6 protein-coding genes and 1 pseudogene are annotated in these 11,842 nt (G+C 62.8%); 2 read left to right on the forward strand and 5 right to left on the reverse strand.

Translation table 11 applies throughout. The features are described 5' to 3' along the window. Window positions 1-71: 71 nt before the first annotated feature. Window positions 72-821 carry a dienelactone hydrolase family protein gene (locus ABIC16_RS09825; RefSeq protein WP_354290931.1) on the forward strand — a complete coding sequence of 250 codons (750 nt, stop codon included), beginning with the start codon at window positions 72-74 and terminating at the stop codon, window positions 819-821. Between the two features lie 49 nt (window positions 822-870). Here ABIC16_RS09825 and ABIC16_RS09830 read toward each other — a convergent pair whose 3' ends face one another. The 5 genes and pseudogenes from ABIC16_RS09830 to galA form a co-directional block, all read right to left on the reverse strand. Further along, a complete protein-coding gene (locus tag ABIC16_RS09830) occupies window positions 871-2,004 on the reverse strand; it encodes an acyltransferase family protein (RefSeq protein ID WP_354290932.1) in 1,134 nt (377 codons plus the stop codon). Then, window positions 2,001-3,791 carry an alpha-N-acetylglucosaminidase gene (locus tag ABIC16_RS09835; protein ID WP_354290933.1) on the reverse strand — a complete coding sequence of 597 codons (1,791 nt, stop codon included), beginning with the start codon at window positions 3,789-3,791 and terminating at the stop codon, window positions 2,001-2,003. Before ABIC16_RS09835 ends, ABIC16_RS09830 begins: the two co-directional genes overlap by 4 nt. Window positions 3,792-3,837: 46 nt before the next feature. Beyond that, window positions 3,838-4,284 (reverse strand): annotated as a pseudogene (locus tag ABIC16_RS09840) (alpha-N-acetylglucosaminidase N-terminal domain-containing protein); the annotation flags it as partial. A 36-nt stretch (window positions 4,285-4,320) separates the two neighbouring features. Next, window positions 4,321-6,945 carry a TonB-dependent receptor gene (locus tag ABIC16_RS09845; RefSeq protein ID WP_354290934.1) on the reverse strand — a complete coding sequence of 875 codons (2,625 nt, stop codon included), beginning with the start codon at window positions 6,943-6,945 and terminating at the stop codon, window positions 4,321-4,323. A 674-nt stretch (window positions 6,946-7,619) separates the two neighbouring features. Next, window positions 7,620-10,403: a beta-galactosidase GalA gene (galA, locus tag ABIC16_RS09850; RefSeq protein WP_354290935.1), complete on the reverse strand. Its 2,784-nt coding sequence runs from the start codon at window positions 10,401-10,403 to the stop codon at window positions 7,620-7,622. A 547-nt stretch (window positions 10,404-10,950) separates the two neighbouring features. Between galA and ABIC16_RS09855 the strand changes: the two genes are divergently transcribed. After that, window positions 10,951-11,808, forward strand: a complete 858-nt coding sequence (locus ABIC16_RS09855) for a serine hydrolase (RefSeq protein ID WP_354290936.1) — start codon at window positions 10,951-10,953, stop codon at window positions 11,806-11,808. The last annotated feature ends 34 nt before the right edge of the window (window positions 11,809-11,842 follow it).

Raw genomic sequence — 11,842 nt, forward strand, 5'->3', positions numbered from 1 at the left:
CTGCGCCCGGCCCTTGCCCCGCAGAGGGCATCGTCCGATAGGGCGGATGGGCAAATCGGCGCTGCGGGGGAATGACGATGATCGTGCGGACGGACGAAACGCTGGATGTCGATGTCGCGGGATCCGGCACGATGCGGATGCATCTCTTCCGACCCGCAGGCGACGGGACGTTCCCGGGTGTTCTGCTATTCTCGGAAATCTATCAGGTCACGGCACCGATAAGGCGGCTGGCGACGATGATCGCGGGCAACGGCTATGTCGTTGCCGTTCCCGAAGTCTATCATGAATACGAAGCGGCGGGCACGGTGTTGGCCTATGACCCAGCCGGGACGGATCGTGGCAACGCGCTCAAGGTCGTGAAATCGGTCGCTGCCTATGACGCCGACGCAGCTGCTGCACTGTCGACCTTGGCGGCGCATCCGGCCTGTAACGGAAAGCTCGCGACGTTCGGCGTGTGTCTCGGCGGTCACCTGGCGTATCGCGCGGCGTTCGATCCGCGGGTGTTGGCGGCAGCGTGCTTCTACCCGACCGACATTCATTCCGGAACCCTGGGCGAGGGCAAGGCCGACGACAGTCTCGCGCGGGTTGCGGATCTAGCGGCGGACATGCTGTTCGTCTGGGGACGGCAGGATCCGCACGTCCCGTTCGCCGGGCGCGAAGCGATCCGGGCGCGGCTCGAGGAATGTGCCACCCCGTACGAGTGGCATGAGATGAACGCGCAACATGCGTTCCTGCGCGACGAAGGACCGCGCTACGATCCAGCGCTGTTCCTCCAGGCCATGACGTTGACGCTCGAATTCTATCGACGCACGCTGCGGTGACGCCGGAGAACTCCCTCTCGGCGAAGGGGCTGTCCTCCCAATCGCGGGGTTAGGCCTTGAGAACCAACCCCTTGCGATCCATCCACCAGCCCACCGCCCAGCACAGCATCGTATAGGCTAACGCGCACGCCAGCGACCCGAGCGCACCCGGCGCGATCCGCTGGAAGATTTCGATCCCGACCCAGCCATACAGCCCGTGATCGGGACCGACCGGGATCAGGTTGATCGCGGTCACGAACAGTTCCGAGAACAGGTAGATCGCCAGTGGATTGCGCCCGAGGATGACGAAGAAGCGCGTGCCGCGCCGGAAACCGGTAACCTCAACCAACTGGATCACGCCTGCGAGGGCGATGCAGTCGATTCCGGTCGTCAGCAGGACGTAGGACCCTGTCCACAGTTTCTTGGCGATCGGGAACCACGGCGACCAGGCAAGACCCGCGACGACAAGCGCGACGCCGATCAGTGCCATCACCCGCACCGTCCGAGACAGATCGGCATCGCGCTGCACCGCGCGCCCAGCCAGATACCCCGCCAGGACGTTGACGATGGCGGGCAGGGTGCCCAACAGCCCCTCGGGATCGAAACCCCCGTCCTTCTTGTAAAGATGTCCCGGGCCGAGCAGCCACAGATCGAGATGCGTTCCGATAGTCCCGAACTTGTCATAGGCCATGCCCGGCGCCGACAGGAACACCAGCATCGCCCAATAGCCGAGCAGCAGCGTGGCGCACGCCACCAGGATCTGCCGAACGGAAAGCCAGCGGACCAAAACGCCCGCCGCGATATAGCATAAGGCAATCCGCTGCAGCACGCCCGGGACGCGCGTCAGCGCAAACGGGATCGGTTCCCACCCGGCTTCGCTGTGCGCGACGAAGGGAAACCAGTACATCAGGAAACCGAGGACGAAGATGGTCGCCCCGCGCCGAAATAACCGCGCAAGATAGGGCCGCGCGGGCAACGGCTTGCGCATCGCGAAGCTCATCGCATTACCCATCGCGAACAGGAAGCTCGGGAAGATCGCATCTGCCAGCGTGAAGCCGAACCATTTGGCATGGACCAGCTCGGCATAGGCAGGAGCGCCCGGTCCGGCGGTGTTCACCAAGATCATCAGGAAGATCGTGATCCCCCGAAACACATCGAGTGCGGTGAAGCGGCGGGGAGCGGCGGAACCGATCGTATCGGTCATGGGCGGTCCGCCTCCGCCAGCAGTGCGCGGATCTCCACCAGCGGCGCAGCAGGCCTTTGCCGGGGCCACTCACGACCGTCCTTGAGCCAAGTCTGCTCCCATGCCTTGACCGCGGCGACTGTCGCCGTTTCGTCCATGGGGGTATGTGCCTGGGCTGCCTTGCGCTGCGCGGCGAGGAAGATCTGCCAGCGCGGCAGGTAGTAACCGGCGTACAAACCTTGCCACGCACGCGAGGCATAGTCCGACAGATTGCCTTCACCGCCCCAGACGGTGACGATCGCCTTCGCTTGTTGTTCGAACGCATCCTTCTCGACTGGCGTGTCGCCATAAGCCCGCGCACTCGCGATCCAGCTTCCCAGCGTTTCCTGCTGGTTGCCGATCAGCGCATCGATCTTGCGCGCAAGGCGCTCTGCGGTCGCAGCATTGGCGTCGCCGCTTGCGATATCCCCGGCGGCGTAGGCCTTGATCGCCGCCTGCAATTGGTCGTCTAGACGGAGGGTGGCGTATTGGCGCGAGAAATCGATCAGGTCATAGACCAGCAGCGGGGCAGGTTGCCTCGGCGCGTTCGCGAGCAGACCCGCGATCCCCGCGCGCAGCTCCGCCGCGTTCCCCGGTGCGGCCGGATACTCGGCCCCGGCGAGTGTCGGGCGCTTGAAGAACAGATGCGCGCCCGCCTTGTTCTGCCACCAGCGCGGCGTCCAGTAGCGCGTGCTGTATGCGCCGCTGATCACCTTGCCCCACGCGGCCACCATTCCTGGCGGGGCCGCGCCGTAGCGTGCCCTGGCATATTCGGCGATCCAGTCCGCAACCGGGCGGCGCGCAGCCTCTCCCCATGCGAGATCATAGGCATAGGTGTACGCGACGGAGTTGCTGTTCAGGCCTTCGGGAAACATGCCGAACCCGGTCAGATTGCCGCGGGACGGGCTCCGCGCCAGCGCTGCCAGATCGTCCCGATAGAAGCCCAGGTCGCCATAGACCGGATTGCTCCCGCCATAATTGTGGACGTAGCCATAGACCCACTTCTTACCGTCGAAAGCCCCGGTCGATTGCCAGATGCCGGGGTAACGGTCGTTGCCGATGTCGAGCAAAAGCATCCGATCGTTGGGCACCCGGCTGAGGAACGACCGGATCGCCTCTGGCGTCCAGAAGGTCTTGTCGGCGCCGAACAACCAGCCCTGCATGACCCAGGTCGCGTTCGGCGCGGCAGCGGTCACCGACTGGAACAGTTTCTCGCCGTAGGCAGCAAGCCTGAAATCGCGGACGGAGGCGGGGAGGGCGGCGGCGCGGGTCGCCGCGGAATTGGCGATGCTGTCGCCATATTTTGCCTCACTTGCATCGCTGCCGTCTTCAGCGATCGGCGGTACCATCTCGTTGAAGGCGTCGGCGAGGTAATAGTCTCCGGGCCCATAAGCCTGTGTATAGAGCTGCGTGAACCGCTTCGCGAGCGTGGCGAACAGCGGATCGGACGGATCGAGCCAGTAGGTCGGGCTGAACCCCTCCCACGCTCGCATCCGGTAAATCTTCGCTTTTGGATGCCGATCGGCGAACGCCTTGGGCACATAACCCGAGAAAGCGGGCAGGATCGGCTTCATCCCGAGCGAATGCATCCGCGCGAGGATCTGGCGTTGCAGCCGGTGCTTCTTCTCGATCCAGCCGGCAGAAAGCGGGGCGCGGTAGCCTGCGATGTTCCCCATCCGTTGCCACGGCAGGAACGGTGCCGCGGAGAGGCCGTCGGCAATCGTCGCGTCTTCGAGACCCTGGTCGCGCCACAGCGCCCGGCCAGACATATTCCTGGCCTTCCATCGCCAGCGGCGTGTCGATGCCGCGCGCCGCCATCCAGTCGATCTCGCGGGTCCAGTCGTCCCAGGTCCACCACGGCGTGGTGTAACCGAAGGTACAGGTATTCAAATACGTCCGTAGCGCAAAGGACGATTCCACCGGTCCGGTATCCCCGCTCGGTAGGGTGCCGATCGGCGCGATCCGGCGTCCCTCCCAACTGAGCGACAAGCGGCCTTGCCGCTGCAGATACTGCGTCGCCCCGTGCACCAATGCGACCGAGGAGGACCCTTGCACCAGCATGTGGCCGCCCCGCGCGACCCGCACCCGGTAATAGGGTTTGGCCGCGGGTTTGACCGCCAACGTTACACTCGTGGCCGGAATGCCGAGCCGCCCGAGCGCATCCCGCGCCGCAATCGTATCGCGCGTCTGCGCCTGGGCGGCATCGGCCACCACCAGCACGACAAGGCCCGCCAGAACGGGGAGGTAGGAGAGTCTTGTCATGACAGGGTGGGATCGTTTCTCGTTAGGCTACGTGGGTCAGAAGCGGGCGGTGGCGGACAGGTAGTAGGTCCGACCCGTCCGGCTGGCGAGCTGGAACGTGTCCGCCGTCGTCTGGTACGCATCTTCGTGGGTGTTGTTCAGGTTGATGATCCCACCCGTGAAGCTGAGATACTTGGTCGGGGTGAAGCCCGTCGCCAGATCGAACTGGGTGCGCGCGCGCACCGTGTGGATCTGGCCGCCGTCGACGAAGAAGCTGGTCGACGCATCCTGCTTGTACGCGCTGCGATGGTTGATCGAGAGGCGGACGCTGAACATTTGGTTTTCCCAGTACGGCGTCAGGTTCCAGGTCAGCTTCGACAGGTCGCGCAGGTTGAAGCCAGTGCCGAGGGCGGGCGAGTCCGCATCGACGACGGTGACGTTGCCCGTCGCGCCGAAGCCCTTCAGCGGCAGGAAGTCGTCGAAGCTCTGCGATGCGGCGACTTCGACGCCCTTGATGTGGATGACGCTATTGTCGTTCAGCTTGCGACTGAAATTATAGTCGGTTCCACCATCGGCAGACTGGCAGTTGCCGACCTGGCCGTTCAGCGTCACGCCGTTGAACGAGGTCGGGCAGTAGAATTGCGTGAACGTCCCGTTCTTCACGGCTTTGTAGAAGCCGGCGACGCTGATCGAATTCCCGCGACCATAATAATATTCCAGGCTGATATCTGCCTGGTTCGCGGTCAGCGGCTTCAATCGCGATTCACCGTTTGATACGGATACGCTGGGGCGGATCCCGGTATTGTCGGTGACGAAGGTATCGGCCATCTGCGTCTGGCTGTTGAGCAGCGGGCGTACCAGCACCTTGGCGACCGCAACGCGGGCGACGAGCCGGTTCGTCAGGTCGAGGGCGAACGAGGCGCTTGGCAGGACATTGCCATAATCCTGGATCACGTTCTGCTTGCTCAGCAGTGCCGAGCCGCTGTCGGTGCCTGCGGTGAGGTTGGATGATACGTTCTGGTGCGTGTGCTCGTAGCGAGCGCCGAGGTTGCCGCGCAGCGTCTTGCCGAACACGACCGTGTCGACATTGGCCATCGCATACACGGATGGAATGTAGCGGTCGACGCGATAGCTGTTCGCGAAGTCGCGCACGTCCGGCACGGTGATGCCCTTCGATGCGAGGATCGACTGCCACAGCGGTGCATTGGTTTCGAGGAAGCTGTCCGGAATGCCGATCTTCCCGTCCAGGAAGTTCGTGACGCGAATGCCGGTTGTGCTCAGGTTCGGAATGAAGGCGTATTCCGGATAGAGGTCGGGCCTGGATACGTCTGCGTCGCGGTCATGCCGAAAGGCGTCCGTCTGGAAGCTCTCGTGGTGATATTTCACGCCGAACACGAGCGACTTCACTCCGAAAGCGCCGACGTCCTTAGTGACGTCGAGCTGGCCGGAGACGTCCTTGGCGGTCTGAATGTGCGTCGCACCGTCGACGAAGGCGAAATAGGTGCGGTTCGCCGGGTTGAACAGCGTGCCGTTCCACACGCCCGGATCGGTGTTGAACTTGACGTTCGTCGGGTCGGAGATGTCGAGCGAACCGCCGGCAGCCACGTTTGCGCCATCGATCGAGGCGAATTCGCGAAGATCGGCGTCCCCCTTGGTATAATGCGCAACCGCGTGGATGTTCCAGGTATCGCCCGGCTGCCAGTTTACCGTGCCGGTATAGGCTTGGGTCTTGAGGTTGCGCGTCTCGGGCTGGTCGTTGTTGCCAACCCCGAAATTGCTGATCGTGATCTTGTCCGCCACGCCATTCGCGGTGTGGTTGACCGTGATCTTGCTCGGATTGGTCTTGTCGGTGGGGTTCCACCGGCCGAACACCAGCTGCTGCGTATCGTAGCGCGTGTCGTCCTTCGAATATGTACCCTGGAGGAGGACTTCGAAATTGGACTGCGGCTTCCACTGGATTGCGCCGCTGGCCATCAGTTGCTTGCTGTCGCGATCGATGCGACGCAGGCGGAAGTTGCCGGGGACATAGTTGGTGGGATCGACGACACCGGGATTGTACCAGTTCTTGACGAACGCGTAGTCGCCGCGATCCTTCAGTTCCTGGTAGCTGACGTTCGCCATCACGCCCAACGTGCCGCCTGCGAAGCTACCGATATAGGCACCGCTGATTTTCGGCGTAATCTGCTTGCCGCGATATTCGGAATTGTAGCCCTTCACCCCGAGGATGAAGCGCGGGCCCCTGTAGGCGAGGGGCTTGACCGTATCGATGTTGACCGTGCCCGAGAGACCGCCGGTGTCCATGTCAGCCGTTGGTGACTTGATCACCTGGATCGCGCTTGCGAGATCCGTCTGGACGATGTCGTAACGGAAGCCGTCCTTGAAGTCGGCGCTGGCGAAAGTCTGCCCGTTAATCGTCGTGCGGGCATATTGGGCACCAAGGCCGCGAATGCTGATCGTCGCGCCGCGTCCGTTGATGTTCGACATCTGGACGCCGGCAATCCTTTGAATTGCTTCAGTGATGTTCTGCGCAGGGAATTTGCCGATATCCTCCGAGGTGATTCCGTCGGTAATCCGGATATCGCGGCGCTTGGCGTCGGCGGCGGATTTCAGGCTCTGTCGGAAGCCGACGACGGTGATGTCCGATTCGACGCCGGACGCTTGGTCGGCGGGCGTCGTCGCCACCGGTGTCGCTACCCCGGGATCGGCAACCGGGCCTGTCTGGGCCGAAGCGGAATTGGTAGCGATGATTGCGGTAATGCAGCCCGTTGCAAGTAACCAGGCCTTGACGCTGCCGTGCGGAAGCCGTCGTCCGATAGACAAATTCTGTACCATATGGTCCCCCCAAATACCCTGTCACTGTAGGACTCTGGTGCTGGCCTGAAGCCATTGTCACCGCGCCCACCCCTGCAGCGTAACCGGAGTGTCATGGAAGAGCTTGCTACCTGTCAAGGCCAAAACAAGACAAAAACATTACGTCTGAAAGCCATTGGTATCCTGCAAAAAGTTGGCATCATTTTGAGCAGCTTTTGTCCATGACAACCAGTTTCTGCGGATGGCAGATTCCGCGACTCGGCAGGGCGCAACGATATATAGCGATAAAAAGGGCAGCGTTATTGATATATCGAATGGGAATTGCGGCGATATACGATCGTTTTGGGTACTGACGGCGGAAACGATCGCTATGTGCCTCGCCTATATTAGCTAATGCCAGAGCGTTATTGCGGCGATCAGTTTCCACCGGGGGTCTGAGACAGCCGGGTACCGCTAACAATATCAGACGTATCCAATACCAATGCGCGAAAGTTGAAATAACGGGGTGATGAGATGCCTTGAGCCATCGCGTCACTGGGGTGCGATTACCAGATCGCGACCCCGCGACTGAGACCCGTAGCCTCGCCGGCGTCGGCCTCCAGCACCAGGGTGATGACGCGCTCTTGATCACCGGCGGGGAGCTTTGCGGTCATCGGCGCTTCCGCGCGGCTCGTCTTCGTGGCGACGCGGACGCGATCGACCCACAATTCGGCACGACCGATCACCCCTGCAAGTCGCAGCGTACCGCCCCGCGCGGCAACGTCGCGGCGAGGTACGAAGCGCCCTTGAAGAAGCGCTGTCGCATGCTCGGTCGGCGCTTCCTCCAGCCGCCCCGGCCGGACGTAACTCAACCCGCGCCATTGCGGGACGGGGTAGACCTCGCGCGGGTCCGGGGCCTGCACCGCGAACGGCGTGCGACGGAACTCGGTGAGGTGTTGGACGCTCGGTGTGGCAGGGATGTCGCGCAAGAGGGTGGCGGCGACAAGCGGCACGGTGACCCGCGCCTCCGGCACCCCGGCGACCCGCGCGGTCAGGACCAACTGGCGCGCGGCGGGCGCGCTTCGGACCAGCACTTGGGCAAAGCCCGCGAACAGCTTGCGGGCATTGCCCTGCTCGGCATCGTGATCGTTCGGATCGCCATTGCCGAGCCCGATGATTTCGCCACCCTCAATCGTGAACAGCACGCGGTCGGTCGCGGTCGGCACGTGGCGACCGTCAGCGTCCAGCAGATCGACGCTGATCGGCTGGACGTCTGCACCGTCGCCCAGCATCATCGGCCGATCCGGCGTCAATCGCAGCGCAACCGACCGGCCCGTTGTTTCGACCACCGCACGGACGACCTCGCGACCGGCGACATAACCAATCGCTTCAAGCTTTCCCGCCGCATACGGGACCTGCCACTCGGGCGTGACGAACGGTTTGCACGATTGCCGGCCGATCGTCCGTCCGTTGAGCAGCAACGCGACCTCATCGGTATTGGCCGGGGTCATCACGCGGATCAATTGCCCCTCGCGCCCAGGCCAGCTCCAATGCGGTCCGATCGCCAGCACGGGCTCACGGGTGATCCATTGCGCTCGGCGCAAATGATACGCCATCTTGGCGAACCCGCACATATCCAGGATCCCGAATGAACTCGAGGCGGCAGGCCAAGGCAGGGGCGTCGGCTCGCCGTGATAATCGAACCCGGTCCAGACGAAGGTGCCGGCCATGAACGGCCGCGAGCCGATCATCTTCCAGCTTTCGTGATGCGTAAGCCCCCATTCGGGTGCTTCGCTGTCGTAGGAGGTCAGCACGTTGCGTTGAGCGTCCGACACCCATTCCCCGCGCGTCATCACCGCGCTGGTGTCCTCGGTGCTGATGAGCGGACGGTCCGGATGCAGCGCGTGGTATCGGTCGTACCAGCCATGCTTGTAATTGAAGCCGACCACGTCGACGGCATCGGCGCCGTTCAGCGGGGTGAACATCCCGTCGTTCATCGCCGCCGTTATCGGTCGCGTATCGTCGAGCGCCTTCACCGCGCTCGCGAGGCGGCGCACCATCTCATAGCCTTGCCGGGTGCCCTGCATCGGTTCCTCGTTCAGGACCGACCACATTATCACGCACGGCCGATTGCGATCGCGCCGCACCATCCAGGTCAGGTGCGCCATATAGTCCGGGCTCGGGTCGAAATGGCGATTCTCGTCCATCACCATCATGCCGAGCCGGTCGCACGCATCGAGCAGCGCGTCGGCGGGCGCGGCATGCGCGAAACGGACCGCGTTCGCGCCGATGTCCTTCAACCGACGAATGCGCCACTCCAGGAGCGCAGAAGGTACCCCGACGCCAACGCCGGCATGGTCCTGATGGATGCAGACGCCCGTGATCTTGAGCGGTGCGTCGTTGAGGTGAAACCCGGTAGTGGCGTCGAAGGCGATGGTCCGGAAACCGATCTCGCTCCGACGGCTGTCGATCGCCTGGCCATCCCGCAGCAATCGCGTCTGCACCACGTACAGTGTCGGCGTATCGGGCGACCATAGCCGCGGTCGGGCGACCGGAAGCGACATCGATGCAACCGCCGTCCCGAGCGGCGCCACGTTAGCGGCCGCGCTTGCCTGTGCGATCGTCCGGCCCTGCGGATCCAGCAGCACCGCCTCTACCGTCACGCCGACCGCCGCCGTCGCAATGTTGCTAAGCGTCACGGCGACCGGGATCTGCCAGCTCGTGGAATCCGCCTGCCGCCGCGGCGTCGCATGGACGCCATCCGTCGCGATATGCACCGGCGCACGTACCGCCAGCCAGCAGTCACGGTATAAGCCTGCGCCTTCGTACCACCACCCCTCCATCACATTCCCGTCGACTCGGATCGCAATGGTATTGGGTTCGTCCCCGAACCGCGCATAAGGCGTGACGTCGATATTTTGCTGCACATAGCCCGACAGGCTGTGCGCGACCGGAATACCGTTGAACCATACGGTGGAGGTGTTCGCCATTCCGCCGAGCTGGAGTTCGAGGTACTGCCCTTGCCACTCGGTCGGCAGGACCAGATAGCGGCGATACCAGCCGACCCCGCGCCGACGATAGCCGAACGCATCATTCTGGTCCGGCTCGATCGGATGCGCAATCGCCCAGTCGTGCGGCAACTGAACCGTGTTCCAGCCGGAATCGTCGAAGTCCACACCGGCGGCGGCTTGCGCATTACCTGCCTTCGTTGCGGCATAGGTTTCGTCATTTCCGCGCACCGGCGGGACTGGCACGTCTCCTTCGTAAAACTTCCAACCACGGTTCAGGGCGTGCAAGCTCGGATCGGCAGGTGCAATCGGGGTCGGCAATCGCCCCAGAGGGATCGGCATGTCCGGGGAAAGCGGTGCTGCTACGGTCGTACCGCCCCGCGCTACTCCCGGCATCGCGAACGATGCCGTCAGCGCGGAAGATGCGACAAACGTGCGACGATCGAGCATCGAATCTCCAGGAACATTTGTAATGCCAAAATAATACATGGAACACGACGTTGCTCAAGTTGGAATCCGGCGAGCTTTTTGATCCATCAATATCGATCAGGTACGATGCCGAGCTCAATCCGTTGTGATCCGTCACGGAATGGATGACATTCCGCCCCACTAAGCCGCGGCGGCGCCGGATCGTTCATCGTCAGCGTGCGCGCCAAGGGGCAGGCGGCGTATGTCTCGTCGTTTGGGCCCAATGATCGTGCATTGTGCTAGCCAGGTCGAGTGCACCATGATGATGGAAGAGGGGGTTACCGTCGCACGAACCGCCGATTGACCACCGTCTAGTCCGTAATCAGCGCTTGGCCGAGAGGCAGCGGCATGTAACACGAAGGGTTCAGGTTTTCGGCGTAGTATGAGAAGGTCGCTGAAGGACACCTCGCAAGGACGATCGATGCGCGTACCCATGCTTTCCCGTCTGTTGATAACCGGTATTGCCGCAAGCTTCCTCCTTCCGGTGCCGGTTGTTGCCAGTTCCCCCGAGTTGATCGGCCTCCAGCGCCAGCTGAACAACCTGGTCGCAGCGAACTCTGGCGAATATGGCATCGCAGCGCTCGACCTGCGCGATGGCTCGACCGTCGCGATCAACGGCGACATCCCATTTCCAATGGCGAGCACGGTCAAGCTGGCAATAGCCGGGGCCTACCTTGCGGAGGTAGATCAGGGACGCCGTAGTCTTGGCGACATGATTATGGGCCGCCCCGCGGCGAAAGTCATTGAGCTGATGCTGGTACGCAGCGACAACTACGCAACGGACCAGATCCTGGCCACGCTCGGCGGCCCTGCCGTCGTTCAACAATGGCTATTGTCGCACAGGATCTCTGGAATCCGGGTGGACCGCACGATCGCACAGTTGCTGCGGGAGCGCGGACATCTCGCCGACAGCAAGGATGTCGCTACGCCGGTTGCGATGGTTGGGCTGTTGTCAAAACTTGATAGCGCGACCGTTCTGACCTCGCAAAGCCGCACGTTCCTGTTCGATCTCATGCGTCGATGCCAAACAGGGACTCGTCGTATCCGCGCACTGCTTCCTGCGGGTACGCAGGTCGAGGACAAGACCGGCACGCTTGATGGCGTCACGAATGACGTTGGGGTCATCACCATGCCCGATGGTCGTCGCGTTGCCGTCGTGGTGTTCGCCCGAGGTGGGCGTGATCGCCAGCCTGTCATCGCTCAGGTTGCGCGGGTGATCTATGATCGCTTTGCCGATGATACTCGTAACGCCCTCGCTTACTTCATGCGGATGCGCTGAATCCACCACCCTTGATTTGGGCGTGCTTACCCGG

This window comes from Sphingomonas sp. PvP055, from assembly GCF_040546365.1.
Classification (GTDB): Bacteria; Pseudomonadota; Alphaproteobacteria; order Sphingomonadales; family Sphingomonadaceae; genus Sphingomonas; species Sphingomonas echinoides_A.